The sequence below is a fragment of the Pseudomonas sp. PvP100 genome (assembly GCF_017833055.1).
GTDB lineage: Bacteria > Pseudomonadota > Gammaproteobacteria > Pseudomonadales > Pseudomonadaceae > Aquipseudomonas > Aquipseudomonas syringae.
Genome location: NZ_JAFIBO010000001.1, coordinates 5,245,633 through 5,269,947, shown reverse-complemented (window position 1 = coordinate 5,269,947; position 24,315 = coordinate 5,245,633). Strand labels below are relative to the sequence as shown.

27 protein-coding genes are annotated in these 24,315 nt (G+C 58.8%); 13 read left to right on the top strand and 14 right to left on the bottom strand.

The window, feature by feature from the left end; genetic code table 11:
• Nucleotides 1–56: 56 nt before the first annotated feature.
• From JOE39_RS22735 to mpl, 3 genes are read right to left on the bottom strand one after another with little or no spacing between them, the layout of a single operon-like run.
• Nucleotides 57–341, bottom strand: coding sequence for a YceK/YidQ family lipoprotein (locus tag JOE39_RS22735; RefSeq protein ID WP_003393455.1), 285 nt, complete (start codon nucleotides 339–341; stop codon nucleotides 57–59).
• Nucleotides 334–963, bottom strand: coding sequence for a flavin prenyltransferase UbiX (gene ubiX, locus JOE39_RS22730; RefSeq protein WP_003393457.1), 630 nt, complete (start codon nucleotides 961–963; stop codon nucleotides 334–336). Before ubiX ends, JOE39_RS22735 begins: the two co-directional genes overlap by 8 nt.
• Nucleotides 960–2,309 carry a UDP-N-acetylmuramate:L-alanyl-gamma-D-glutamyl-meso-diaminopimelate ligase gene (gene mpl, locus JOE39_RS22725; RefSeq protein ID WP_003318673.1) on the bottom strand — a complete coding sequence of 450 codons (1,350 nt, stop codon included), beginning with the start codon at nucleotides 2,307–2,309 and terminating at the stop codon, nucleotides 960–962. The genes ubiX and mpl overlap by 4 nt, the downstream gene beginning before the upstream one ends.
• A gap of 225 nt (nucleotides 2,310–2,534) precedes the next feature.
• Between mpl and JOE39_RS22720 the strand changes: the two genes are divergently transcribed.
• The 7 genes from JOE39_RS22720 to JOE39_RS22690 all read left to right on the top strand — a co-directional run bounded on the left by JOE39_RS22720 (nucleotide 2,535) and on the right by JOE39_RS22690 (nucleotide 10,166).
• Nucleotides 2,535–4,055 (top strand): aldehyde dehydrogenase family protein, encoded by a 1,521-nt coding sequence (locus tag JOE39_RS22720; RefSeq protein ID WP_003422285.1) that lies wholly within the window; start codon nucleotides 2,535–2,537, stop codon nucleotides 4,053–4,055.
• A gap of 430 nt (nucleotides 4,056–4,485) precedes the next feature.
• Nucleotides 4,486–5,880: an ethanolamine ammonia-lyase subunit EutB gene (locus JOE39_RS22715; protein WP_004407936.1), complete on the top strand. Its 1,395-nt coding sequence runs from the start codon at nucleotides 4,486–4,488 to the stop codon at nucleotides 5,878–5,880.
• 11 nt (nucleotides 5,881–5,891) lie between these two features.
• Nucleotides 5,892–6,740 (top strand): ethanolamine ammonia-lyase subunit EutC, encoded by an 849-nt coding sequence (gene eutC / locus JOE39_RS22710; protein ID WP_198700292.1) that lies wholly within the window; start codon nucleotides 5,892–5,894, stop codon nucleotides 6,738–6,740.
• A 242-nt stretch (nucleotides 6,741–6,982) separates the two neighbouring features.
• Entirely contained in the window at nucleotides 6,983–7,630 is a 648-nt protein-coding gene (locus JOE39_RS22705; RefSeq protein WP_003366404.1) for a DedA family protein, read from the top strand.
• 3 nt (nucleotides 7,631–7,633) lie between these two features.
• Complete coding sequence (locus JOE39_RS22700; protein WP_210078254.1) at nucleotides 7,634–8,443, top strand: M90 family metallopeptidase; 810 nt, start codon at nucleotides 7,634–7,636, stop codon at nucleotides 8,441–8,443.
• A gap of 110 nt (nucleotides 8,444–8,553) precedes the next feature.
• Nucleotides 8,554–9,081 (top strand): inorganic diphosphatase, encoded by a 528-nt coding sequence (ppa, locus tag JOE39_RS22695; protein WP_003317259.1) that lies wholly within the window; start codon nucleotides 8,554–8,556, stop codon nucleotides 9,079–9,081.
• A gap of 353 nt (nucleotides 9,082–9,434) precedes the next feature.
• Entirely contained in the window at nucleotides 9,435–10,166 is a 732-nt protein-coding gene (locus JOE39_RS22690; RefSeq protein WP_004409537.1) for an XRE family transcriptional regulator, read from the top strand.
• A gap of 349 nt (nucleotides 10,167–10,515) precedes the next feature.
• On the opposite strand, the gene JOE39_RS26435 is transcribed toward JOE39_RS22690, so the two are convergent.
• The gene (locus JOE39_RS26435; RefSeq protein WP_024665267.1) at nucleotides 10,516–10,884 is read right to left on the bottom strand and encodes a hypothetical protein; all 369 of its coding nucleotides are present in this window, start codon (nucleotides 10,882–10,884) and stop codon (nucleotides 10,516–10,518) included.
• 131 nt (nucleotides 10,885–11,015) lie between these two features.
• Here JOE39_RS26435 and JOE39_RS22680 point away from each other — a divergent pair, with 131 nt between their 5' ends.
• Nucleotides 11,016–11,288, top strand: a complete 273-nt coding sequence (locus tag JOE39_RS22680) for a helix-turn-helix transcriptional regulator (protein WP_003317245.1) — start codon at nucleotides 11,016–11,018, stop codon at nucleotides 11,286–11,288.
• 30 nt (nucleotides 11,289–11,318) lie between these two features.
• Here JOE39_RS22680 and JOE39_RS22675 read toward each other — a convergent pair whose 3' ends face one another.
• The 10 genes from JOE39_RS22675 to JOE39_RS22630 all read right to left on the bottom strand — a co-directional run bounded on the left by JOE39_RS22675 (nucleotide 11,319) and on the right by JOE39_RS22630 (nucleotide 19,409).
• Complete coding sequence (locus tag JOE39_RS22675; protein WP_024665266.1) at nucleotides 11,319–12,362, bottom strand: WavE lipopolysaccharide synthesis family protein; 1,044 nt, start codon at nucleotides 12,360–12,362, stop codon at nucleotides 11,319–11,321.
• A gap of 54 nt (nucleotides 12,363–12,416) precedes the next feature.
• Entirely contained in the window at nucleotides 12,417–13,022 is a 606-nt protein-coding gene (locus JOE39_RS22670; RefSeq protein ID WP_024665265.1) for a hypothetical protein, read from the bottom strand.
• Entirely contained in the window at nucleotides 13,019–14,794 is a 1,776-nt protein-coding gene (locus JOE39_RS22665) for a hypothetical protein (protein WP_024665264.1), read from the bottom strand. The genes JOE39_RS22670 and JOE39_RS22665 overlap by 4 nt, the downstream gene beginning before the upstream one ends.
• Before the next feature lie 2 nt (nucleotides 14,795–14,796).
• Complete coding sequence (locus tag JOE39_RS22660; RefSeq protein ID WP_024665263.1) at nucleotides 14,797–15,117, bottom strand: hypothetical protein; 321 nt, start codon at nucleotides 15,115–15,117, stop codon at nucleotides 14,797–14,799.
• The gene (locus JOE39_RS22655) at nucleotides 15,114–15,845 is read right to left on the bottom strand and encodes a glycosyltransferase family 2 protein (RefSeq protein ID WP_024665262.1); all 732 of its coding nucleotides are present in this window, start codon (nucleotides 15,843–15,845) and stop codon (nucleotides 15,114–15,116) included. Before JOE39_RS22655 ends, JOE39_RS22660 begins: the two co-directional genes overlap by 4 nt.
• Nucleotides 15,842–16,480, bottom strand: coding sequence for an HAD family phosphatase (locus tag JOE39_RS22650; protein WP_024665261.1), 639 nt, complete (start codon nucleotides 16,478–16,480; stop codon nucleotides 15,842–15,844). The genes JOE39_RS22655 and JOE39_RS22650 overlap by 4 nt, the downstream gene beginning before the upstream one ends.
• Before the next feature lie 7 nt (nucleotides 16,481–16,487).
• Nucleotides 16,488–17,102, bottom strand: a complete 615-nt coding sequence (locus JOE39_RS22645; protein ID WP_016567084.1) for a phosphodiesterase — start codon at nucleotides 17,100–17,102, stop codon at nucleotides 16,488–16,490.
• 1 nt (nucleotide 17,103) lies between these two features.
• Nucleotides 17,104–17,865, bottom strand: coding sequence for a glycosyltransferase family 2 protein (locus JOE39_RS22640; RefSeq protein ID WP_024662686.1), 762 nt, complete (start codon nucleotides 17,863–17,865; stop codon nucleotides 17,104–17,106).
• A gap of 66 nt (nucleotides 17,866–17,931) precedes the next feature.
• Nucleotides 17,932–18,636 (bottom strand): ABC transporter ATP-binding protein, encoded by a 705-nt coding sequence (locus JOE39_RS22635; RefSeq protein ID WP_003393498.1) that lies wholly within the window; start codon nucleotides 18,634–18,636, stop codon nucleotides 17,932–17,934.
• Nucleotides 18,633–19,409: an ABC transporter permease gene (locus tag JOE39_RS22630; protein ID WP_024665260.1), complete on the bottom strand. Its 777-nt coding sequence runs from the start codon at nucleotides 19,407–19,409 to the stop codon at nucleotides 18,633–18,635. Before JOE39_RS22630 ends, JOE39_RS22635 begins: the two co-directional genes overlap by 4 nt.
• A 306-nt stretch (nucleotides 19,410–19,715) precedes the next feature.
• Between JOE39_RS22630 and yghU the strand changes: the two genes are divergently transcribed.
• From yghU to JOE39_RS22605, 5 genes are all read left to right on the top strand, one after another.
• Nucleotides 19,716–20,558: a glutathione-dependent disulfide-bond oxidoreductase gene (gene yghU / locus JOE39_RS22625; RefSeq protein WP_003317234.1), complete on the top strand. Its 843-nt coding sequence runs from the start codon at nucleotides 19,716–19,718 to the stop codon at nucleotides 20,556–20,558.
• A gap of 202 nt (nucleotides 20,559–20,760) precedes the next feature.
• The gene (locus JOE39_RS22620; protein WP_004394003.1) at nucleotides 20,761–21,777 is read left to right on the top strand and encodes a PDDEXK nuclease domain-containing protein; all 1,017 of its coding nucleotides are present in this window, start codon (nucleotides 20,761–20,763) and stop codon (nucleotides 21,775–21,777) included.
• Between the two features lie 79 nt (nucleotides 21,778–21,856).
• Nucleotides 21,857–23,023, top strand: coding sequence for a cystathionine beta-lyase (gene metC, locus JOE39_RS22615; RefSeq protein ID WP_024648559.1), 1,167 nt, complete (start codon nucleotides 21,857–21,859; stop codon nucleotides 23,021–23,023).
• 102 nt (nucleotides 23,024–23,125) lie between these two features.
• Nucleotides 23,126–23,371 carry an exodeoxyribonuclease VII small subunit gene (locus JOE39_RS22610; protein ID WP_002551852.1) on the top strand — a complete coding sequence of 82 codons (246 nt, stop codon included), beginning with the start codon at nucleotides 23,126–23,128 and terminating at the stop codon, nucleotides 23,369–23,371.
• Nucleotides 23,368–24,255 carry a farnesyl diphosphate synthase gene (locus JOE39_RS22605; protein ID WP_024665259.1) on the top strand — a complete coding sequence of 296 codons (888 nt, stop codon included), beginning with the start codon at nucleotides 23,368–23,370 and terminating at the stop codon, nucleotides 24,253–24,255. The genes JOE39_RS22610 and JOE39_RS22605 overlap by 4 nt, the downstream gene beginning before the upstream one ends.
• Nucleotides 24,256–24,315: the final 60 nt, after the last annotated feature.

The following is a 24,315-nucleotide window of genomic DNA, read 5'->3' as shown; positions in this document are numbered from 1 at the left end:
TCAAAAGCAGATTTGTATATAACGATCAGCTCCGCGTGGGAATGATCTGCGTCACACTAAAGCCCGCCCGTAGCCTGAACCCCTAGTCCCGCTGCCGTCAGCAATGACAGTGGCAGCAGCAGGGTGTCGAGCAGCGCACTGCCCGGCAGGTCAAGGCCCGGGTAGCTGGGAGCTTCTGCGCCGAATCGGTCGGCGGCACAGCAGCCGCCCTGCAGCGCATACATATTCAACCGCGTACCGGCATACACCACCGGCGCGCCCGGTTTGGCCGCATTGAGCGTGCGTGCCGTCGCGCAGCCGGTCAGCGCCAGCGCAAGCGCGACCAGCAGCAGCTTATTCATCGCTGCCAATATGGTGCTCGCCCCAGCGCGGCAGCATGTCCTGAGGAATATTCAGCAGGTTGAGGATCCGCGCGACGACAAAGTCCACCAGGTCGTCGATGGTCTGCGGCTGGTGATAAAAGCCGGGAGACGCCGGCAAAATCACTGCACCCATGTTCGACAGTTTGAGCATGTGTTCCAGATGAATGCTGGAATACGGCGCTTCGCGCGGCACCAGAATCAACTGGCGCCGCTCCTTCAGCGTCACGTCAGCGGCGCGCTCGATCAGATTGTTGCAGGCCCCGGTGGCGATCGCCGACAGCGAACCGGTGGAACACGGCACCACCACCATCGCGCTGGGCGCCCCCGAGCCGGAGGCCACTGGCGACATCCAGTCATCGCGCCCATAGACGCGAATCTGCCCGGCAGACGCACCGGTGTACTCCGTCAGAAACGCCTGCATCATCATCGCCTTGGGCGGCAGGCGCACATCGGTCTCGGTGGCCATCACCAATTGCGCCGCCTTGGAGATCAGGAAATGTACTTCCCGGTCCTCACGCACCAGACAATCCAGCAGGCGCAGGCCATATGGCGCGCCAGAAGCGCCAGTCATGGCAACCGTAACGCGCTCCGGGCCGCTCATTTAAGCGCCTCCGCCAGCTTGCCATGCAGGCCGCCAAAGCCGCCGTTGCTCATGATCACGATGTGCGTACCGGGCTGCGCCTGGCTTTTGACCTGGGCGATGATTGCCTCAAGGGAATCACAGACCAACGCAGGCACAGTGCCTCCCGCGACTGTTGCCGCCAGGTCCCAGCCCAGATTGGGCGGGGCGTACCAGACCACCTGATCCGCCTGACTCACGCTTTCCCGCAAGCCATCGCGATGCGCGCCAAGCTTCATCGAGTTGGAGCGCGGCTCGACGACCGCAATGATCGATGCATCACCGACCTTTTTGCGCAGGCCGTCCAGCGTGGTGGCGATAGCCGTGGGGTGGTGAGCGAAGTCATCATAAATAGTGATGCCGCGCACGTCGGCGACCTTTTCCATACGCCGTTTGACGCTCTTGAACGCACTGAGCGCCTGCACGCCCAGCAACGGCACGACGCCCACATGGCGAGCGGCCGCCAGCGTCGCCAAGGCGTTGGCCACGTTGTGCTGACCGGTCATGTCCCACTCGACAGTGCCTTGAAGCTCGCCTTCGAACAGCACTTCAAAACGCGAGCCGTCTTCGCTCAACAGTCGTGCCTGCCACTGACCGTTCTGGCCCGTGGTCTGTACCGGCGTCCAGCAGCCCATCTCGATGACCCGCGACAACGCCGGCTCGGTAGTCGGGTGGATTACCAGGCCTTCGCTCGGGATAGTTCGCACCAGATGGTGAAACTGACGTTCGATGGCCGGCAGATCGGGGAAGATGTCGGCATGATCAAACTCAAGATTGTTGAGAATCGCAGTCCGCGGACGGTAGTGGACGAACTTGGAGCGTTTGTCGAAGAACGCGCTGTCGTACTCATCCGCCTCGACCACAAAGAACGGGGTCTCGCCCAGACGCGCCGACACGGCGAAGTTCTGCGGGATGCCTCCGATCAGGAAGCCGGGGCTCATGCCCGCGTGTTCCAGCACCCAGGCCAGCATGCTGCTGGTGGTGGTCTTGCCATGCGTGCCGGCCACGGCCAGTACCCAGCGGCCTTGCAGCACATGGTCCGCCAGCCACTGCGGGCCAGACACATACGGCAAACCTGTGTTGAGCACATATTCAACCGCCGGGTTGCCACGCGACAGCGCGTTGCCGACCACCACCAGGTCCGGCGCGGGGATCAGTTGCACGGGATCATAGCCTTGGGTCAGCTCGATGCCCTGCGCCTGGAGCTGGGTGCTCATCGGTGGGTAGACATTGGCGTCGGAGCCAGTGACCCGGTGCCCCAACTCTTTGGCGAGCACCGCCAGAGACCCCATGAACGTGCCGCAGATACCAAGGATATGAATATGCATGACCAACCTCTCAGAACATCTGCGCAGGTTAACGTAGGGGCGGTGAAATGGCACCCTGAGTTTGTCCGTCGTCTTGCGCGCACGCCCCATTTCAATGCCCGGCAGATAAGCCTAAAGTCCTAGCCACGGCCGAATGCAAATGGCCTATTCTTGAACGCTCATTGCCAACTACCCGAAAGCAGAATCGACTCAGACTCCCTCACAACAAGAACCAGGAGACATACCATGCGTTACGCTCATCCCGGTACCGAAGGCGCCATCGTCAACTTCAAGGAACGCTACGGTAACTACATAGGCGGCGAGTTCGTCGCGCCGGTCAAAGGCCAGTATTTCACCAACACCTCGCCGGTCACCGGCAAGGCCATCGCAGAGTTTCCGCGCTCCACTGCCGAAGACATCGACAAGGCACTCGACGCTGCGCACGCCGCCGCTGCAGCCTGGGGCTCGACCTCGGTGCAGGCCCGCTCGCTGGTTCTGCTGAAGATTGCCGATCGCATCGAAGCAAATCTGGAAGTCCTGGCCATCACCGAAACCTGGGACAACGGCAAGGCAATCCGCGAAACCCTCAACGCCGATATCCCGCTGGCCGCCGACCATTTCCGCTACTTCGCTGGCGTGCTGCGTGCGCAGGAAGGCAGCGCCGCCGAAATCGACGGCAATACCGTGGCGTATCACATTCATGAGCCGCTGGGCGTAGTCGGGCAGATCATCCCGTGGAACTTCCCGATCCTGATGGCGGCCTGGAAACTCGCCCCTGCGCTGGCTGCCGGTAATTGCATCGTGCTCAAACCTGCCGAGCAGACGCCGCTGGGCATCAGCGTGCTGATCGAACTGATCGGCGACCTGCTGCCTCCCGGCGTGCTGAACATCGTGCAGGGTTATGGCCGCGAAGCGGGTGAAGCGCTGGCCAGCAGCAAACGCATCGCCAAAATTGCCTTCACCGGCTCGACACCGGTCGGCTCGCATATCATGAAACTGGCGGCGGACAACATCATTCCGTCCACCGTGGAACTGGGCGGCAAGTCGCCGAACATCTTCTTCGAAGACATCATGAGCGCCGAGCCGGAGTTCATCGACAAGGCCGCTGAAGGCCTGGTGCTGGCGTTCTTCAATCAGGGCGAAGTCTGCACCTGCCCGTCCCGCGCGCTGGTGCAGGAGTCGATCTATCCGCAGTTCATGGAAGCGGTGCTGCGCAAGGTCGAGAAGATCAAGCGCGGCGACCCGCTGGACACCGACACCATGGTCGGCGCCCAGGCATCCGAGCAACAATTCGACAAGATTCTTTCGTACCTGGACATCGCCAAGGGCGAAGGCGCCGAACTGTTGACCGGCGGCAAAGTGGAGAAGCTCGAGGGCAGCCTGTCCACCGGCTACTACATCCAGCCGACGCTGCTCAAAGGCAACAACAAAATGCGCGTTTTCCAGGAAGAGATCTTCGGCCCGGTGGTCAGCGTCACGACCTTCAAGGACGAAGCCGAAGCCGTGGCCATCGCCAACGATACCGAATTTGGTCTGGGCGCAGGCCTGTGGACCCGCGACATCAACCGCGCCTACCGCGTGGGCCGGGCGATCAAGGCCGGACGCGTGTGGACCAACTGCTACCACCTGTACCCGGCACACGCCGCGTTCGGTGGCTACAAGAAATCCGGCGTCGGTCGCGAAACCCACAAAATCGCGCTTGAGCATTATCAGCAGACCAAAAACCTGCTGGTGAGCTACGACACCAACCCGCTGGGTTTCTTCTAGGTATTTAGGTCCCCTGGTCAGGTTGGAACACGCCCCCTCTGGGAGCGGAGCGGACGACGCTTCGCTTGTCCGCGAAGACGGTAGTTCAGACGATACCTTCCCGGAGAATGTACTGGCCCTTTCGCGAACAAGTTCGCTCCCACGGCCTTCGGCCAGAATCAAAAGCGGACTTGTGTATAGCACCGGGCCCTATTGCGCGGTAACAAGAAACACATCGCGCACCAACCCTGTGCATCACGCCCCGGCTTAACGCTGCGGCGTGATGCATCCTGCCCTGGACTAATCCGCTTACGCCTGCAAACTCGCACTCCCGGTCAGGATGGAGTATTAATTGCTTGCATCGCTTCCCACAGTCGTTTGAACCGGGACGTACCCGGCTCAGCGAAAGACTACGTCCGACGCAAGCAGCGCGACGTCATGGAGAATCTGTATGGCGAGCTTTTCCCACTCTGTCGGAGCGCAGACGTACCGCTTCGACAGCCTCAAAGAAGTCATGGCCAAGGCCAGTCCTGCGCGCTCCGGTGATTATCTGGCCGAAGTCGCGGCGCAGAATGACGGCGAGCGAGTCGCTGCGCAGATGGCGCTGGCGAACATTCCGCTCAAGCACTTTCTTGAAGAGGCCCTGATCCCTTACGAACAGGACGAAGTCACCCGGCTGATCATCGACACCCACGACAAACTGGCGTTTGCCCCGGTCAGTCATCTGACAGTCGGCGGCTTTCGCGACTGGCTGCTCAGCGACAAGGCCGACGAAACCAGTCTCCGCGCGCTGGCCCCCGGCCTGACCCCGGAAATGGCCGCTGCCGTTTCAAAGATCATGCGCGTGCAGGATCTGGTGCTGGTGGCACAGAAAATCCGTGTAGTGACGCGCTTCCGTAACACCATGGGCCTGCGCGGCCGGCTGTCGACACGCCTGCAACCCAATCACCCCACCGACGACCCGTCCGGCATTGCCGCCAGCGTGCTTGACGGTCTGCTGTACGGCAATGGCGATGCCATGATCGGCATCAACCCGGCCACCGACAGCACTTCGTCCATCGTCGCCCTGCTGGAAATGCTCGACGCCATTGTCCAGCGCTATGAAATCCCGACCCAGTCCTGCGTGCTGACCCACGTCACCACCTCCATTGAGGTGATCAACCGTGGCGTGCCGGTCGACCTGGTGTTTCAGTCGATCACCGGCACTGAGGCCGCCAACGCCAGCTTCGGCATCAGCCTCAAGCTGTTGCAGGAAGGCTATGAGGCGGGTCTGAGCCTTAACCGCGGCACCCTCGGGCAAAACCTGATGTATTTCGAGACCGGGCAAGGCAGCGCGCTGTCGGCCAACGCGCATCATGGCGTCGACCAGCAGACCTGCGAGACCCGCGCCTACGCCGTCGCCCGGCATTTCAATCCGTTTCTGGTCAACACCGTGGTCGGTTTCATCGGCCCCGAGTACCTGTACAACGGCAAACAGATCATCCGTGCCGGTCTGGAGGATCACTTCTGCGGCAAGCTGCTGGGCGTGCCGATGGGCTGTGACATCTGCTACACCAACCACGCAGAGGCCGATCAGGACGACATGGACACCCTGCTGACCCTGCTGGGCGTCGCGGGGATCAACTTCATCATGGGCATCCCCGGCTCCGACGACATCATGCTCAACTACCAGACCACCTCGTTCCACGACGCGCTGTACGCCAGGCAAAGCCTGGGCCTGCGGCCTGCGCCGGAATACGAAGCCTGGCTGGAAAAAATGGGCATCTTCACCCAGGCCGACGGCCGTGTGCGCTTCGGCGACAGCCTGCCGCCTGCCTTCCGTCAGGCGCTGGCGCATCTAGCATGAGTGACGAGCCGATGAACGAACTACAAGACAGCGCCGCCCCCGCCAATCCATGGCTGGAGCTGCGCCGCCTGACCCCTGCGCGCATTGCGCTGGGGCGTACCGGCACCAGCCTGCCGACCTCTGCGCAACTGGATTTTCAAGCCGCCCATGCGCAGGCACGCGACGCGGTGCATCTGGCCTTCGACCATGCCGCGATCAGCGCACAACTGACGGAAAAAGGCCGTGAAACCCTGTTGCTGCACAGCGCCGCCGCCGACCGGGACAGCTACCTGCAGCGCCCGGACCTGGGCCGTCGCCTTAATGACGAATCAGCGCAGACGTTGCGCGACTACGCCGCGGCTCATCCGGGCGGTCTCGATCTGGCGGTAGTGGTCGCTGACGGCCTGTCCGCCCTGGCGGTGCATCGACATGCGGTGCCTTTCCTCATTCGCCTGGAAGAACAGGCCAGCGCCGAGGGCTGGTCGCTGTCGCCAGTGATCATGGTCGAACAGGGCCGCGTCGCCGTGGCCGATGAGGTCGGCGAACTGCTCGGTGCGAAGATGGTGGTCATTCTGATCGGCGAACGCCCCGGTCTCAGCTCCCCGGACAGCCTGGGCCTGTACTTCACTTACGCGCCAAAGGTCGGGCTGAACGATGCGCACCGCAACTGTATTTCCAATGTGCGCCTGGAAGGCTTGAGCTACGGCATGGCCGCTCATCGGCTGCTGTACCTGATGCGCGAGGCCTGCAGGCGGCAGATTTCCGGGGTCAACCTGAAAGACGAGGCGGAACTGCAGACACTGGAATCAGACGGCACTGATGATCACTCAGGCAAACCCATCGGCAACTTCCTGCTGGACGGCCCTGACGCGCCACACTAGGCTCCACACTGGCTTATGCCGTTCGAAGCCGCCGGGCAGATTCGCGTCATCATCCCGGCTTGCGGCATAAGCCCGGATGAACACTGCGGACTGCTCTTCCCTCCTCAAAGCTATACCGCTCACACCCCATTCAACCCCGCCGCTTATTCCGAAGCCCCTTCTGCGCATTCTGCTTCTATAATGCCGCGCAGTCGTTTCTTCCGCATGCGACCCCGGACAGGGTTCTCGCCTCAGGTGCCTTAATGGAATTCAACCCGCTCGACCTTATTCTGCATCTCGACGTTTACCTTGACCTGTTGGTGACCAACTACGGCACATGGGTCTACGCGATCCTGTTTCTGGTGATTTTCTGCGAGACCGGACTGGTGATCATGCCCTTCCTGCCGGGTGACTCGCTGCTGTTCATCGCCGGCGCCGTGGCTGCCGGTGGCGGCATGGACCCGGTCCTGCTGGCCGGGTTGTTGATGCTCGCAGCGATTCTGGGCGACAGCACCAATTACGTGATTGGCCGCACGGTCGGCGAAAAACTGTTCAGCAACTCGTCATCGCGAATCTTCCGCCGCGATTACCTGCTGCGTACCCAGGATTTCTACGCACGCCACGGCGGCAAGACCGTCACGCTCGCGCGCTTCCTGCCGATCATCCGTACCTTTGCGCCCTTCGTCGCGGGCGTCGGCAGGATGTCCTATCCGCGCTTCGTGGGCTTCAGCGTGCTGGGCTCGGTGCTGTGGGTCGGCAGCCTGGTGACACTGGGCTTCTTCTTCGGCAACGTGCCATTCATCAAGCACAACCTGACCTTTCTGGTACTGGCAATCATCCTGCTGTCACTGGTGCCTATGGTCATCGGCGTGGTGCGCAGCCGCACCGCGCGTCCGGTCGACGCGCGCTGAATCATGTGGTCATTCAGCAACTGGCGCAGGCAGCGCACGCTGGCCCGACACCCGGTTGCTGAAGAACTATGGCAGAACGTCTGCGCACGTCTGCCGATCCTCGATGGCCTGAGTAACGGGCTGCGCGCGCAACTGCGTGACGCCTGCGTGTTGTTTCTGCATGACAAGCACCTCAGTGCGCTGCCGGGCGTTGATCTGGATGACGAACAGCGGCTGTTTCTCGCCGCCCAGGCACAGCTGCCGCTGCTGAACCTCGGCGAACTGAACTGGTATCAGGGCTTTCATGAAATCGTGTTGTACCCCGACGACTTCGTCAGCCCGCAGCGCCATCGCGATGCCAGCGGCGTCGAACACGAGTGGGATGGCGAGCACAGCGGCGAAGCCTGGCTGCAGGGCCCGGTGATTCTGGCCTGGCCCGGCGTATTGAGCAGCGGCGACTGGGATGGCTACAACCTGGTGATTCATGAACTGGCGCACAAGCTCGACATGCTCAACGGCGACGCCAATGGCCTGCCGCCGCTGCACAGCGACATGCAGGTGACCAAATGGGCTCGCGTCATGCAAAACGCGTTCGATGATCTCAACCGGCAACTGGACCATAACCCCGACGCCGAACCCGCCATTGATCCCTATGCCGCCGAAGACCCGGCCGAGTTCTTCGCCGTGACCAGCGAATACTTCTTCAGCGCGCCCGACCTGCTGCACGGCAGTTACCCGGCCGTCTACGAACAACTGAAAGCGTTCTACCGTCAGGACACCCTGGCGCGGCTCGACCTGCTGCATCAACAGGACCCGGCTTACCGGGACAGCTGACGGCCACCAAGGCCATGCGTGGCAACCAAAACAGAATATGCCTATAATCCGGACCACTTTATGGCGGTTCGCGCCACAATCTGTCTGTTCAACCAGGGGGGCAATGCCCAATGAGCTACAGCAAGATTCCGGCTGGTAAAGACCTGCCGAACGACATCTACGTCGCCATCGAAATCCCGGCCAACCACGCGCCGATCAAATACGAAATCGACAAAGATTCCGATTGCCTGTTCGTTGACCGTTTTATGGCCACCCCGATGTTCTACCCGGCCAACTACGGTTTCATCCCCAACACCCTGGCTGACGACGGCGACCCGCTGGACGTGCTGGTGGTAACCCCATACCCCGTTACCCCAGGTTCGGTTATCCGCGCACGCCCGGTCGGCATCCTGCACATGACTGACGACGGCGGCGGCGATGCCAAAGTTATCGCAGTGCCACACGACAAGCTGTCCCAGCTGTACGTCGACGTGAAAGAGTACACCGACCTGCCGCCGCTGCTGCTTGAGCAGATCAAGCACTTCTTCGAGAACTACAAGGATCTCGAAAAAGGCAAATGGGTGAAGATCGAAGGTTGGGGCAATGCTGACGCTGCCCGTGCCGAGATCACCAAATCGGTTGCAGCTTACAAAGGCTGATCATCGATTGGCGTTTCAGGGCACGCCACACCCGTGCCCTGAAACACGCGTCCCCCCTCCTCGCTGCACCTCCCCGCACACCTCGCTCGCCGAAACACAATCCATCTTTTTTGCAGCACGCACGTTTAAAAATGCGCCCGGCTTTTAGACATTCTATGAACAGTTCGTTAAAGCCCGTATAGCGGGGGTAAACGCGCAATACCTCGTTTAGCGCCAAAAGCGCTATTACGGAATCCACCTACACGACATTCATTCCATCCGTAGTCCGGATAGCCACGCCCACCCTGGGATAACGTCGACGTCAACACCTCGTTCATTTAAACGCCCACGCGACGCCCGTAGACTTCGCCACTATGAATACATCAGGTGATCGACTCCGCATCCTCCTTCGGGAGTGCCATCTCACAGCGACTGATTTTGCCGCCAACCGCAAAATCACGCCGCAACACGTCAATAACTGGTTCAAGCGCGGCGTGCCCATGGCGCGGATTGACGAGGTGGCTGAACTGTTGACCGTCAACGCCCGCTGGCTGCGCACCGGCGAAGGCCCCAAACACCCTAACGAATGCGCCAATGAAAACACTGGCGGCGATACCCGCGTCATCATTCATCAGGCCAGAAACGTGTCGCGCGGCGACGTGGAAATCCAGATTTTCATGGAAGCCGAATCCACCCACGGCGTCGGCAAGACCGTCCTCGCCGAAGCCCCCGGACAGAAAATCCGCCTGCCCCTGCAAGTCCTGCAGAACATGGGCATCGACCCGAAAAACTGCATGTGCGTCGCCATGGTCGGCAACAGCATGGCCGACAAGATCCAGGACGGCTCGATCCTCGGCGTCGACCGCGAACTGACCCAGGTCATCGACGGCGAAATCTACGCCCTCGAACACGGCGGCATCCTGCGCGTCCGCTACCTCTACCGCCTGCCCAACGGCGGCCTGCGCCTGCGCAGCCACAACGACGCCGAATACCCGGACGAACTGTTCAGCGCCGAAGACATCGACCGGGAGAAAATACGGATTCTGGGCTGGATATTCTGGTGGTCGACCCTGAACAGCCGACGCAATGCCATGCTGCTGTTATGAGGCGTTTACGGCTGAAAGGCATTCGGGCTGGGCATAGGAGGCGAAGTTCAGTATCCTGTTCGCCATCCAGAGCACCTGACGCACTCATGCGATGCGGTGCTTGAACGGGGCATGTGATCCGTTTGCTCTGTTGCCTATTCGCGCTTCTTCAAGAGGCGCACCTGTTGAAGGCGATTGCGGTCTATCAAAAATAGATCAGAACCGCCTACGAGAAGCCGGCCACAAGCCGGCTTTTTAATGTCTGCTGCTTTCTTACTGCGGCTGGACAGTGGATATCATCTGCTTGAGAAACCTCCAGCCATATCAGCCGCTAGCAGCACCTTGCTGGTTGTCCAATGACTCACAGAAACTACCCACCGCCCTCCCCCAACCGCCTCCGCCGCGCCACCAGTGCCCTGCGCAGGGAAACATCCGCGTACTCCATAAACAGCGTTGCTAATCGATTCAGCGCTGCCTCTTCCTCTTCACCGCCCACGATTGAATCGAAGCCGAGCGCACGCTTGTTCTGTTCGGGCAGTTCTTCCCAGCTGGTCATGAGATAGGCATACATTGCGCTGACGATTTGGGGGCCAGTCGAGGGCTTGGGCTTTGGGGATGCATCGGCTAGAACACCTATCCGCGAACGCAGGCGCTGAAGAGCGCGACATTTTTTGCAGATGGGTAGGTATCTTGATGCTTGATGCCGTTGCGATGATCCGCAGGCTTTGTGACGACTCATGAAGCATCTACTCCTTTGCTGTGGCAGCGACTCATCCTTGTAAAGCGCACTCGGCATAATGAATGCTATAGCGTGTAGCGCTATAACGTGCATTCAAGCGAAATCCCTTCCTTTTGTAAAGGGGGTGCGCAATGGATCTGAGCAACGCAATCGGAGCAGCACTGAAAGAAGCGCGCGAAGCGAAGGGTCTCACGCAGGAGGATTTTGTCGGGGTCAGTGGCAGGACGTATCTGTCCGAGATCGAACGCGGGTTGAAGAGCCCGACGCTTGAGAAGCTGGACCAGCTCGCGACCAGGATCGGAATTCATCCGCTTGAGCTGCTGGTCTCGTGCTATGCCAAGCAGGCGTCGATGAGTCAGCAAGCTTTGCTGGATATGCTGGATGAACGCTTGCGTAACGCGTGACGTATTTCGATACCTACACACGCCCAGCCCTCAAACCCGATAAGACTCCGCATGCGCGACCTTCCTCAGCGTGCGCCAGTACGAGCGAATGCGCTTGGCGAGGGTCGGTGAGGTGCTGAACAGTACGATGGTCGCAAAGGACACCCACCAGCCGGGGCGCAGGCAGGTCAGCAGGTATTGATTGAGCCAGATGCGCGCGATCCTCAGCCTGTAGCCTTGCGGGTCGAGCCTCTGCAATTGCTCTATCGCAGAGGCCTTGTAGAGCGTCGTCAGTACGCGGCGGCTGGTCAGAAAGCGCTCCGGAAAGTCGACGCCAGCCTCGCAGTGGTTGAGGACTCTGAAGTTGCGCCTCAAGATGTTGTCCCATAACTTCAGGTTGCTCAGCCCTACCTCGCAGGGTCGCGCGAGCCGGGCCTCAATGCCCTTCCTGCGCATGACACCCAGCATGAGTGCCTGCTCGCTCACCATGCGCGCGGACGTGTAGCCAATGAAGTTGCCAAACGGATTGCGAGACGGCCTGTCGTTGAAAAGCGCGTCCCTTTCGAACAGCGGTTGCCCCCACATGGCGAGCATTGCGCCGCGCGTGCCGAATTGAACCAGATCCGATATGTGGAACAACATCGGCAACCGTTCAGGGTCGCGAATATACAGCGTCGTGGTGGTAATAGGCGTATCGAACAGCTGTGTCTCGCCCGGCTCGGTATCATCAGACTGGCCTATGACAGCCAGTGCCGCGCTGGTCAGGTTGTGGTCGGCGCGCATTTTCATGACATAGGGTCTTGAAGCGCTCTGAATACCGCATAACGTCGATAGCAGCATGCGATTGATGTTGATCTGATTTCCGGCGTCATCGACGAAGGCACCCGGATCATCCGACATGACGATCTGGTCCGCCTTCACATCGGACGTATCTTCATGACGCCAGGTCGAAACGATGATTTCGGCCTGTGGCAGGTGCGTACGGATCGATGCGATGCAGGCGAAGATATTTCGTTTGGAACTCAGGTCGCGATACAGAGGGCCCTGAATAACCACGCTGATTTTTCTGGAATCAACGGCCACAAGATGAGGCATGTGTTTAACCTTGTAATGAGAAGCGCCTGCTACCGACGGCTAACGGCAGATCGGTCAATGGGATCTTGGAACACGCCGAAAGACGCGCAGAGCAACACGCCTCATTCGGCGCAAGACGCCGGCCAGCCTTGGAATACTCATCAGCACTCTCTCAAGACGGGTGACCATAAGCAGCCTGCCAATCTGAACGGAACGGACTGAGGCTGTTGTGCTTGCCGGTAAATTGTTGAACGAGGCATTGAGGGTTCGCGAATAAATGCCCAGGTGCATGGCGGGCACCATGATCACGAGATTTCGCTTTCGCAGCCTGGCGCTCAGATAGTTGTAACGAGCAATTTTCTGGATGAAGTCCCTGCAGGTAGCCGAGTCATGCTGACCAAAATCAATCAGCACCCAGTCGCTTTCGACTTTATCCATGTGCTGGGCAATTCTGTTCGCCACAATGCCGCTTACACCATTGTCGTGAAGAAAATCATCCAGGCAGAACAAAGCGTGTTCGGTCGATGAATCGCTGACGGGTAGTTCGGAGAGGTTGTAGCGGTCATCAATCACAAGGACGGGAACGGTCTTCCTATGCTCGTGCTGGATGCGCGCCAGCTGACAGATCAGTTGATGGCTGGCGGTACTGGAGCTCAACTGAGAAACGACGAATACCTTCACTTCGCCCCCTTGCTGTAGGACATGAAGGGAGTCGAGTTGTAGATGGCTTTCACAGCAGCCCACAGGCTTTCAAAATAGAAACTTTTCCCGTTATTTCGATAAGCACGAACGGCCGAAATCAAAATGCCAGGGAGTGACAGAAGGTTGTGGTGAAAGTAATCATCCTGCTGACGAGCAAACCAGGTCTGCGTGCCGCGTTGACGCAACATATTGCGCACTTCGCAGCTCTGCGTGATCAGTGTCTGTTTGGCCAGCGCAGGGTCTGTGAGGAAGCGATTGACCAGAAACTCCTGACGCGTACTCGGTAGCTGGTCGAGCAAGACGAGCCTCTCGAAGTCGCCGATAAACTCTCTGACCGTCTCACTGTCGTTTTTGAAGGTGGACTGTTGAACTACGTTATCGATCAGTTCGATCCAGGCTCGAACAGAGACGTGATCAAGACCGGTCGGAATGACGACCGCCGACGGGTTGGCCAGGTATTTGTCAGCAAATTGCCGCAATCTGGCCAGCGCGGTCTCGGCAGACAGGTTCAAAAGAGGTTTCTTTTCCAGCAGTGACACATAACAAGGCCCCGATACGCCGAGACATCCGTCAACGGATTCGACCAGAGCATTGCCACCCAGCAGCGCCCGGGAGGTCACTGACTGAGTGATGCCGAAAGGGTTGATCCGGTTCGGAATACCCGCGCGAGACGCTCGCAATGCATGCTCGATGTCTTCGTATTCCACCCAGTGCAGGGACTCGTCCAGCGGCCAGGCATTCCATACGTCCTTGCGACAAATGTAGAGACTGCCTGTCGGGTAACTTGCATCGTTGTTGTAGCGCATCGGGCTGGCGAAACAGAACCCGGTCCGGTCGACGTCCGGGAATATTGAAGGCGCAATGGACTGAGCATTACCGCTGGTGCGGTGCAGCCCCAGCAGCCCCTGCGCGACCTCGTCCATAGCCATGCCGTAATCCGAGTAACGCCGCGGATGCATGCTGATTCGGTTATCGAAGAACATGCTTTGCAAGGTCATCAACGGATAGCGCGGGCCAAAGCGGCGGACAACTTCCCCGAAGTGTTTTGGCAAAAAGACGCGGTCATGCAGGATCACCAGATTGCTGTGTCTGGCCTCCAGCGCGAGACGGTTTTTCTTCTTGCAGATCTGCACGGGCGGGGCCGTGATGTCCTCCCCCACGATGCGGACCTTGTCGAAATAGGCGAAGTTACTTCCCGGTGTGCCGCACAGCAGTATCTCCTTGTGCGGGATGTCAATTTCCAGAATGCGCTTCACGACGGCATTGAGAACGGTGGCGTCGCCTGGACCGACAGGAATGCCAAAGGTCCAGCTATCGAGATCGTCGTTCGACTCTGCAGTGAGCCTGGATACTTTTGTGTAAGTGACGGAGTTGGCCGAACGCGCAATGACCTTGAGCGAGCCTGCGAAGTAATCACGATCCAGATAACACTCGATAGGCGAGTCTTCGATGACCGTGATTTTTTCGCCAACATTCAGAAAGTGCGCACCATCCCAAAGCAACAGCGGAGCCAGCGGTGAATCACTCTGGACACCATAAAAACAGTAGCTACCTGACCCATACAGACACAACGGACGCTGTGCGGCATGCAGTTTCCTGATCACCCGTTCAGGCTTGCGAAACGGATGCGCGCGGAACGAGATCAAGCTGGAACACTCATGGGGCAGCAGTAGCCCAACCGGGAGGCTGCGCAGACTGCCAGCCGCTATGTAACCGAGGCTAGGGTGATGCTGCAGATGGGTCGTTTTCATGGTCAGACGACGTACTTGTCAGCAAGCGCACCCGGCACCTTCACGACAACGGTGGTCGCATCGGTGAGCGCTTCAAACGCCGTGATGTCGCCCGGCTCCAGAACGATGATGTCACCGGCATGCCAGACCTGATCGCGCATGTTGATTGACCCGGCGATGAGCACGGTTATCTCGGTGGCGACCTTGTGGTAATGAGCCGCTTCCTTTTCACCTGCCTTGTAGGTCTTGACCCCGACCTCACAGGACTCGGTGCTGAAAACTGCAGGTTCGAATCCGCCCACGAACCAGCCTTTGACCATGTCTTCCAGTCTGGCCGTTTTCATCGCATTTCTCCTGCTTCGAAAGCGTGGAGCTGACTGTCGGTTTTCAGTGGCCGGTACTGATTCGGTTCGATCCGGTAGGCGCCGATCCTCTTCTGCAACAGCACCAGCTCATTAAGGGCGGGGGCTATGTAGAAGTTGTCGTTGACCCTGGCGTCCTTGCGAATCATTTCTTTGGCCGCCGATACGAACAGCGAGCCGGACTTGAACCAGTACACACCTGCAATGGCGTTTGAGCTGATCGGATTTTTTTCGGCAGCTTCGATGACCCGGCAGTCGCTATCCAGGCGCGCGAATGAATAACGAGGGTGCAGAGAATTGAAGATGACCACTCCGGCATCCTCATGACTTTCCCGAAACGCGCGCACTACATCCTGCAGCTCGATATCCAGAAAATCGCTGACACTGAGAATCAGCAGTTCATCATCGTTGTCGATTTCTTCACTCGCCAGAAGCGCCGTGCACGCCGCGCCCCGGGTGATGTTGTGAACCGGCAGAACACCGGCCGACGGGTGCATCTGCGGGACCATGTTGCGAAGGTGCAGCCGGGCGATATCGTGGTTCGAGAATGTGCAGATCATCCTGCGCGGCTGAAGTACTGCGCAGTTATCTATCAGTTTATGAATAAGTGGCTTGCCGTTGTATTCGCACAGGTAGTGCGGGTACTCGCCCTCATCGTGCGGCGCCTCTGACTGCCTGCCGGTCAGAAGGATGATGTTCAACGCGCTCACAGGACTGCCGCCTTTTCGAAGTTGATCTGCTCGACTTTGCCAAGAATGTTATTAAGGTTTACATCGCAGGTTTCAGCCACGATCAGCACATGTGCGCCGGAGTCTCTTGCGGCCTTGATGCCATTCTCGTTGTCCTCGACGATCAGGCATTCTTCAGGCCGAAGACCCAATTGGCTGATGGCCTTGGTATAGATGTCCGGCGCTGGCTTGGCATGCCTGACGTCTTCGTTGGAGAGCCGCAGATCGAGGTATCGGTCGAGATCTGCCCTGTTCATCATGACCTCCACGGTGTTGCGAATGGAGTTGGACGCCACTGCCAGCTTGTAACCCAGCGTTTTCAGTGATGACAACGCGTATTGATGCACAAAGGTCGGTTTGCACTGGGCGTAAACGATCTCCATGGTGTACTGCTGTTTCATCTCGTTGATGAAGGCGTGCAACGCAACCGGCAGGTCGCGTTCGACACTCAGCATGTCGAGTTTGCGCGAGGTGGGCAGACCGTCGTAGGCGGTGAGGTGTTCGTGGCGACTGATGTTGTAACCGAACAGGCTGAGCGCTTTGTTCAGTGCGTCGTAATGCCATTCCTTGGCGTCGATAAGGACACCGTCCATATCGAAAATCACTGCCTTGATCATGATTGCCTCACGTGAAGAAAGTGGCTGCGTCTGCGGGAAGATCAGTGCACAGCATCAAACGGTCCTGCGACCTGAACTCAAGCAATTGCTGCCACAGGGCGTCATGACCACGCCCGTGCAATTCGGGTGACACCACACAAATCCGCTTGCCCAGGGAAAGAAGATCGCCAATGACCTGGTTGGAGAACCACTCACCCTCAAAACCGTCAAGCCAGACGCCTGCAGCCTGTTCAAGCCAGGCAGGCGAAGGCTCAACGTCGCTGAGACGGGTGTAAGTGATGAGGTTGGCGTTGAGGTAACTGCGCATGTCCGGAACCGCCATATCGAAGGCGAACCAGTTGGTATGGCCGTACCGCGCGAAGGTTTCAGCGAGAGCCTGCGCCAGGCCATCCGCCTTGACGTTGATGGCCAGCGGCAGGTTGCGGCCCGCCATGATGTCGAGCAGGCCGTCCAGCGTCAGCTCGCCGCCCGCGGGCATGTCGTGGGAAATAACCAGCTGGCCAGCCACATCACGGACATCGGTTTCGGTGCCGAAGCCAAGGTCGAATGATCGATGAAAAGCTTCGGGCAGATTGCGCTCTGGCCTTTGCAGCCAATAGCCGCGATGGCTGATGATCTGCATGTCAGGCCTCTTTTCCCGAGGCTGCCTGCCTGCTCAGCGGCAACGACAGGAACTGGTTGAGGTCTGCCGGGATGCCCAGGCCATACATGCCATGACCTTCTGCACCAATGCTGTAATGAATGACCCTGGCGCCCTGCCCGATAAGCTCGTTGTAAACCGGTGCGACATAGAACTCGCCATTGACGCGAAGATCTTTCGCGACCATCGCCTCGATGGCCGATATCAGTTGACCTGCACGGCGAAAGTTATAGATGCCGACAGTGGCCTCGTCAGAGATAACCTCTTTTTCCACCACACGGTCGATCAGGCCTGCTGCACCGAAGCCCACGAACGACCATTTCGGATCGCTGGCTTTCATGGTCATGATCAAGCCCTCTGCATCGCTCTCGTTAATTACCTGCAGATAGGCGTTTATATCCACATCGACGTACTGGTCGCTGTTGGCAATCATCACTTGCTGGCTGTCATCGAGCAGGTGCCTCGCTGCATACACCGAGCACGCAGCGCCCCCGGTCAGGCCGCCGAGTTCGACGATCTCGCAGCCGGGCGCCCAGGTACGCAGTTTTTCCCTCAGCCCGTAACGGGCGACCTGTTCCGCCTGACAGATAAAGATGAATCTGTGCGGGCACTCCGGCGTCAGGTTGTCGATCACGACCTTGATCATCGGTACACCATGTACAGGAATCAACGGTTTGGGATCGGTGTAGCCCGCAACCGCAAAGCGACTCCCGGCCCCGGCCATCGGAACGATAATTTGCAACATGGAAATACCTTTATGAATGGGGTGATGGCCAAGTTGATTGGAAGCATGGCATCGCGAAACAATGAATCAGTAGTAACCGTGCTCGGTCATCCGGCCACGCTCGAGCGTCAAGTAACGCTGGCAAAACTCTTTACCTTCTTCTACTGCGTGGGTAACAAGAATCAAGGCCATCCCGTCATCCTGCATCATGCGAATTCGTTCGTGGCATTTGCGCTTGAACTCTTCGTCCCCTACCGCAAGAACTTCGTCAGCCAGTAATGTCTGAGGCTCTACATGAACGGCGACTGAAAAACCCAGCCTCATGTACATGCCTGACGAATAGTTCTTTACCGGCGTATCGATGAAGTTTCCCAACCCGGAAAAATCGACAATCTCGTTGAAACGCGAACGCACTTCCTTGTTACTCAATCCAAACAGGCTGGCATTGAGGTAGATATTTTCCTCGCCGGTCAGTTCAGGGTGAAAACCCACCCCTATTTCGATTAGCGGTGCCACCCGACCCACGCTGGTCAGACGCCCACTGGTGGGCACAAGAATGCGTGAGACCAATTGCAACAAGGTACTTTTACCTGAACCGTTATGCCCCACCAGTGCAAGCGACTCACCTTTGTGCAAGGTGAACGATACATCGCTGACTGCCGTGAATGTTTCGGCACGCTCACGATATTGAGCGTCAAACAGCCCCAGAAACTTCTTCTTCAAACCACCCCTGTTGTGGCGCAGAACAAACTGTTTGGTGAGGTTTTCTGCCTTGATGACGACGCGATTCATAGATACTCCACCACGTCGTCCACCTTCCTGAACATCAACAGGCCCACAAGCAGCGACGCAGCGCCCATGAGCACGCACAGCAGCAGATCACGGGTCTCCGGAACGACTCCGGCATGCAGAATGCTGGTGAAACTGTTGAAATAAAGAGCTACAGGGTTATAGGCCGCAATGCGGGCGATACCGTCGGGCAGCGATGAGGTCACCCATACGATTGGTGTGAGCCAGAACAGCAAGGGTAGAAACACGTCGATGAAGTGCTTGGCATCCCGTACGGTGACCTGAATGACGCTGAGCGCCAGACCAAAGCCCATGATCAATGCCATGAATGCGATCAGCACAATCGGATAAAACAACAGCGCACGCGAAAAGACGCCACCGAGCATGGCAAATAGCGATGCATAGACGAGCATGCAGCCGGCCCAGAAAACAACGATTGCCAGCGCACCGGACACGGGTAGTAACAGACGGGGAAAACGCAACTTTCGAATGAGGTTGCCGTTATTGATCAGCCACTCTCCGCTTTGCGAAACAATTTGTGCCAGAAGCATCCAGTGCACAACACCTGTCACCAGGTGCAGCGCGAAGCGATCCTGACTGCTGGGCAGAATATAGGTGAACACCGTGTAATACGTGAGTGTTACAACCAGCGGATTGCCCAATGACCAGACGAAGCCCAACGTTGCGCCCATGTAACGGATTTTTATTTCCTTGGAAACAAGATTGATGATCAGGTCACGCCACTTCATAACGCCCGGACTGCAAAAAGACGGCATACGGTATCCAGCTATTAATAGGTAAATCAGAGAGAGCGACTTTGACAACCAAGATCATAAATGGCTAACCTTATGGCCTCATGCTGCGAACACATGTTCTCTTCTTTTACCCGGCCACAGCTATAGGATGCCGCCTTAGTTGCTGTAGGAATATTCCACAAACTCCCAGCGGTAGCGAAATGAGCCCCTCGCCACACTCGTTCACGATCGCAAGGCACTTCCCTGCACGCGCGTTGATCTATAACGTCAATGGTCCTTTGCAACACGACCGGTCCAGCGATCACCCTTGAACAAGCGAGGCTCCTCATGACCCAAACGTCCTACACCCCGCCGAAGGTCTGGCAGCAGGAAACAAAAGCGGGCGGCACGTTCGCCAGCATCAACCGGCCCGTCGCCGGCCCCACGCACGACAAGGTGCTGCCGGTCGGCAAGCACCCGCTGCAGCTTTATTCGCTGGCCACCCCCAACGGCGTGAAGGTCACGATCATGCTCGAAGAGCTGCTGGCGCTCGGGCACAGCGGCGCGGAATACGATGCCTGGCTGATCCGCATCTCCGAGGGCGATCAGTTCTCCAGCGGCTTTGTCGAGATCAACCCCAATTCCAAGATCCCGGCATTGCTGGATCGAAGCCATGAAACACCTGTTCGTGTATTCGAGTCCGGCTCTATCCTGCTGTACCTGGCAGAGAAGTTTTCCAGCTTCCTGCCCGCCGACCCGGCAGGCCGTACCGAAACGCTGAACTGGCTGTTCTGGCAGATGGGCGCTGCGCCGTATCTGGGTGGTGGTTTCGGGCATTTCTACGCCTATGCGCCCGAAAAACTCGAATACCCCATCAACCGCTTCGCGATGGAAGCCAAGCGCCAACTCGATGTGCTGAACCGTCGCCTGGGCGAGCACCGCTACCTGGCTGGCGACACCTACACGATTGCCGATATCGCGGTCTGGCCATGGTATGGCGCGCTGGTGCAGAACAAGGTGTATTCGGCTGCCGAATTCCTCTCGGTACACGAATACCCGAATCTGATTCGCTGGACAGAAGAAATCGCCGCACGCCCTGCCGTTATCAAAGGCCAGAAGGTCAATCGCACCTGGGGCGAAGAAGCCGATCAGGTTCCGGAGCGGCATCAGGCGTCCGATCTGGATAAATAAGGCACACGTCAAGTCCTTCGCGGACAGAAACCTGATGCTACAAACCCACAGGAAACTCTGGAACAGAACGTCCTGATCTGCACGTAAAGTAGCCGACCTTAGCCACCGCCCAAGGACGCGCCTTTATGAGCCGAACAACTGTTCTTCCAGACTTTCGCTTGCAATCGCCCATCAGGTTGCCACGCAGTGGAGTACTTTCAGTATGAGTACTCCCAACACACCGCATACGCCTGTACATGATCGCTTTGATGAAGTGCTCGCCATGATCCGGAGCGCTCGACAGCAGGCCGCACAAGCGGTGAACACCCAATTGATCGAGCTTTACTGGCAAGTCGGCGCTTACATCAGTCGCAAGCTTGAAAACGCTGAATGGGGTGACGCGGTGGTCACCCAGCTTGCCGAGCATCTGGCCACCACCCAGCCAGGACTGCGTGGTTTCACGCGCAGCAACCTTTTTCGCATGCGTCAATTCTATGAGATTTACCGTGCAGAAGAGAAAGTCGCGCCACTGGCGCGACAATTATCCTGGTCACATAACCTGATCATTTTCAGCCAGAGCAAGCGTCCTGAAGAACGCGAGTTCTACCTGAAAATGGCAACTCAGGAAAGGTGGTCAAAACGCGAACTTGAGCGCCAATTCAAGAACGCTCTATTCGAGCGCACTGTCACCCAGCCAGCCAAAGCCTCGGCGATGCTCAAGGAAACCCGGCCGGCCGCACTGGATATATTCCGTGATGCCTACATGGTGGAGTTTCTGGAGCTGCCACCGGGGCACGCCGAGGCGGACCTGCATGGCGGCTTGTTGAAACGCCTGAGGGACTTTCTGATCGAGCTAGGCCGCGATTTCTGTTTTGTCGGCTCCGAGTACGCGTTGCAGGTCGGCGGCCAGGACTTTGCTCTGGATCTGCTGTTTTTCCATCGAGGCCTCAACTGCCTCGTTGCCATTGAGCTCAAGGTCGGCCGCTTTGAGCCCGAATACCTCGGCAAGCTGGACTTCTACCTGGAAGCGCTGGACCGCAACGAACGCAAACCCCATGAAAACCCGGCCATTGGCGTTTTACTCTGCGCCAGCAAAAACGACGAAGTCGTCGAGTACGCTCTGAACCGCTCGCTTTCACCCGCGTTGATTGCCGAGTACCAGACCCGCCTGCCGGACAGACAGTTACTGCAAGCGAAACTGCATGAGTTCTACGCGAGCGCTATGTTGAACGATCAGTGATACCTGCCAGGCGCACGATGCATTACGCTTGCGGGTACCAGCGCCGCAGCCTGCAAGCCTTTTCCACCCGGAGCCTCCAATGCCGCAAGACAAAGACCCTCGTGCCCACACCGCCCTGTCGCAAAGCGGACGCAGTGCCAGCAGCGGGCCCGGGATTGCGGTCAACCCACCCGTCGTGCGCCTCAGTACAGTGCTGTTCGACAGTCTGGAAAGCTTGCGGCAGGCGGAAATTCGCACCGCGGGGCCTGAGCGCTCGCTGACTTACGGTGCCAACGGCAACCCGACTGCGTTTGCCTTGCAAGACCTGATCTCCGAGCTCGAAGGCGCACACGGCACCTGCCTGTACCCGACCGGGCTGGCCGCAGTGGCGCAGATGTTTCAATCGTTTCTGCGTCCCGGCGATCATGTCCTGATCACCGAATCGGTCTATGGCCCTGTTCGGCGGCTGGCGAAAACCATGCTGACGGCCTTCGACATCCAGTTCGATTTCTACGCGGCCGACGGCAGTAACGTGGAATCGCTGATCAAGGCCAACACCCGGATGATCTATGCCGAGGTGCCCGGCTCGCTGACATTCGACATGTGTGACCTGCCTGCCCTGTCACAGCTGTGCAAAGCAAGGAATCTGCTGCTGGCTGTGGATAACTCATGGGGCTCGGGGGTGTTGTTCAAGCCGCTGGAGCTGGGCGCGGACATTTCGCTGATGGCCCTGACCAAGTACGTGGCCGGCCACTCCGACGTCATGATGGGCAGCGTCAGCACCACCGAAGCGCACTGGCATGCCCTGAAAACCATGAACACCGCCGTGGGCAATACCGTCAGCCCCGATGATGCCTATCTGGTGCTGCGTGGTGCCCGCAGTCTGGCGGCGCGCATGGCCATGCATGAGCGTCACGCGCTGCAAATCGCACAATGGCTGCAGGCCCAGCCCCAGGTTGCCCGCGTGCTCTATCTCGCGTTGCCGGACGATCCAGGCCACGCGATCTGGAAGCGCGATTTTCACGGCTGCAACGGTTTGCTCAGTTTCGAATTCAATACCACCGACCGGCAGGTGCTGGATCGCTTTACCGGCGCGTTGAAACTGTTCGGCGTCGGCTACTCCTGGGGTGGGTTTGAAAGCCTCATCACGGAAGTCGAACAACACGGTCCTGACCGCGGCGCTGGCCCGATGCTGCGGCTGCAGGTAGGCCTGGAAAGCCCGGAAGACCTGATCGCAGACCTGCGCAACGGATTCGCGGCAGGTTGAACCCGACAGGCGCTTGAAGAGCGCGGCTCCGTCGTCGCAATTTGCCCAGACGCCCTCGCTCTGCTAGTGTCGCGCGGTTTAACCTCTACCGGAAATGCCCCCATGGCCCGCAAGAAAGCTGCACTGGATTTCGAACAGTCACTCGCTGATCTGCAAGCGCTGGTAGAGCGGCTGGAGAATGGCGAGTTGTCGCTGGAAGACTCCCTGACCGCCTTCGAGCAAGGTGTACGCCTGACCCGCGACTGCCAGAGCGCCCTCACCCAGGCCGAGCAGAAGGTTCAGGTGCTGCTGGAACGCGATGGCGAGCTAAGCGAAGAGCCGTTCGACGATGCGGAACTCCCCGAATGATCGCGAGCTATCAAGCGCAAAGCCAGACTCGCGTCAACGCAGCACTCGACGGGCTGTTCAAGGCTCCGGGCCCTGAGCTCGAACGCCTCTACGAAGCCATGCGCTACAGCGTGATGAACGGCGGCAAGCGCGTGCGCCCGCTGCTCGCGTATGCCGCCTGCGAAGCACTGGGCGGTGTAGCCGAGGATGCCAACGGCGCCGCCTGTGCCGTTGAACTGATTCACGCCTACTCGCTGGTACATGACGATTTGCCGGCAATGGACGACGACGACCTGCGTCGCGGCCAGCCGACCACGCACAAGGCCTTCGATGAAGCCTGCGCAATCCTCGCCGGTGACGGCCTGCAAAGCCTGGCCTTCACGGCCCTGCTCGCCCCCCACCTGACGTCACGCGATGCCGAGACGCGTCTGCAGATGGTTACCGCCCTCGCGAATGCGGCCGGACCGGCAGGCATGGTGGGTGGTCAGGCTATCGATCTGGGTTCAGTGGGGCTGAAGCTCGATCAGGCCGCGCTGGAATACATGCATCGCCACAAGACCGGTGCATTGATCGAAGCCAGCGTCCGGCTGGGCGCACTGGCCAGCGGTCACGCCGATCAGCCGCGACTCGATGCTCTGCAGGTCTACGCGCGTGCAATCGGCCTGGCTTTTCAGGTTCAGGACGACATTCTCGATGTCGAAAGCGATACCGCGACCCTCGGCAAGCGCCAGGGTGCCGACATCGCCCGCGACAAGCCGACCTACCCGGCGCTGCTGGGCCTGGAAGCGGCCAAACACTACGCACTGGAACTGCGTGATCAGGCGCTGCAGGCGCTGAGCCCGTTCGATGCCGCCGCGGAGCCGTTGCGCCAGCTGGCGCGCTACATCGTCGAACGTCGCCACTGACAACTGTCACCCGAACCGGAAAATCCGCTGAATCAACCACGCTTTATCGTGGTCTCAGTC

What these genes read in the sequence shown, in the direction of transcription:
- yghU (WP_003317234.1), top strand. Translation starts at nt 19,716, where the DNA reads ATGACCCAAACGTCCTACACCCCGCCGAAGGTCTGGCAGCAGGAAACA.
- JOE39_RS22640 (WP_024662686.1), bottom strand. Translation starts at nt 17,865, where the DNA reads ATGTTGCAAATTATCGTTCCGATGGCCGGGGCCGGGAGTCGCTTTGCG.
- JOE39_RS26435 (WP_024665267.1), bottom strand. Translation starts at nt 10,884, where the DNA reads ATGAGTCGTCACAAAGCCTGCGGATCATCGCAACGGCATCAAGCATCA.
- metC (WP_024648559.1), top strand. Translation starts at nt 21,857, where the DNA reads ATGCCGCAAGACAAAGACCCTCGTGCCCACACCGCCCTGTCGCAAAGC.
- ubiX (WP_003393457.1), bottom strand. Translation starts at nt 963, where the DNA reads ATGAGCGGCCCGGAGCGCGTTACGGTTGCCATGACTGGCGCTTCTGGC.
- JOE39_RS22720 (WP_003422285.1), top strand. Translation starts at nt 2,535, where the DNA reads ATGCGTTACGCTCATCCCGGTACCGAAGGCGCCATCGTCAACTTCAAG.
- JOE39_RS22690 (WP_004409537.1), top strand. Translation starts at nt 9,435, where the DNA reads ATGAATACATCAGGTGATCGACTCCGCATCCTCCTTCGGGAGTGCCAT.
- JOE39_RS22635 (WP_003393498.1), bottom strand. Translation starts at nt 18,636, where the DNA reads ATGAATCGCGTCGTCATCAAGGCAGAAAACCTCACCAAACAGTTTGTT.
- JOE39_RS22700 (WP_210078254.1), top strand. Translation starts at nt 7,634, where the DNA reads ATGTGGTCATTCAGCAACTGGCGCAGGCAGCGCACGCTGGCCCGACAC.
- JOE39_RS22645 (WP_016567084.1), bottom strand. Translation starts at nt 17,102, where the DNA reads ATGCAGATCATCAGCCATCGCGGCTATTGGCTGCAAAGGCCAGAGCGC.
- JOE39_RS22665 (WP_024665264.1), bottom strand. Translation starts at nt 14,794, where the DNA reads ATGAAAACGACCCATCTGCAGCATCACCCTAGCCTCGGTTACATAGCG.
- JOE39_RS22605 (WP_024665259.1), top strand. Translation starts at nt 23,368, where the DNA reads ATGATCGCGAGCTATCAAGCGCAAAGCCAGACTCGCGTCAACGCAGCA.
- mpl (WP_003318673.1), bottom strand. Translation starts at nt 2,309, where the DNA reads ATGCATATTCATATCCTTGGTATCTGCGGCACGTTCATGGGGTCTCTG.
- JOE39_RS22620 (WP_004394003.1), top strand. Translation starts at nt 20,761, where the DNA reads ATGAGTACTCCCAACACACCGCATACGCCTGTACATGATCGCTTTGAT.
- JOE39_RS22735 (WP_003393455.1), bottom strand. Translation starts at nt 341, where the DNA reads ATGAATAAGCTGCTGCTGGTCGCGCTTGCGCTGGCGCTGACCGGCTGC.
- JOE39_RS22650 (WP_024665261.1), bottom strand. Translation starts at nt 16,480, where the DNA reads ATGATCAAGGCAGTGATTTTCGATATGGACGGTGTCCTTATCGACGCC.
- eutC (WP_198700292.1), top strand. Translation starts at nt 5,892, where the DNA reads ATGAACGAACTACAAGACAGCGCCGCCCCCGCCAATCCATGGCTGGAG.
- JOE39_RS22610 (WP_002551852.1), top strand. Translation starts at nt 23,126, where the DNA reads ATGGCCCGCAAGAAAGCTGCACTGGATTTCGAACAGTCACTCGCTGAT.
- JOE39_RS22630 (WP_024665260.1), bottom strand. Translation starts at nt 19,409, where the DNA reads ATGCCGTCTTTTTGCAGTCCGGGCGTTATGAAGTGGCGTGACCTGATC.
- JOE39_RS22705 (WP_003366404.1), top strand. Translation starts at nt 6,983, where the DNA reads ATGGAATTCAACCCGCTCGACCTTATTCTGCATCTCGACGTTTACCTT.
- JOE39_RS22680 (WP_003317245.1), top strand. Translation starts at nt 11,016, where the DNA reads ATGGATCTGAGCAACGCAATCGGAGCAGCACTGAAAGAAGCGCGCGAA.
- JOE39_RS22715 (WP_004407936.1), top strand. Translation starts at nt 4,486, where the DNA reads ATGGCGAGCTTTTCCCACTCTGTCGGAGCGCAGACGTACCGCTTCGAC.
- ppa (WP_003317259.1), top strand. Translation starts at nt 8,554, where the DNA reads ATGAGCTACAGCAAGATTCCGGCTGGTAAAGACCTGCCGAACGACATC.
- JOE39_RS22660 (WP_024665263.1), bottom strand. Translation starts at nt 15,117, where the DNA reads ATGAAAACGGCCAGACTGGAAGACATGGTCAAAGGCTGGTTCGTGGGC.
- JOE39_RS22675 (WP_024665266.1), bottom strand. Translation starts at nt 12,362, where the DNA reads ATGCCTCATCTTGTGGCCGTTGATTCCAGAAAAATCAGCGTGGTTATT.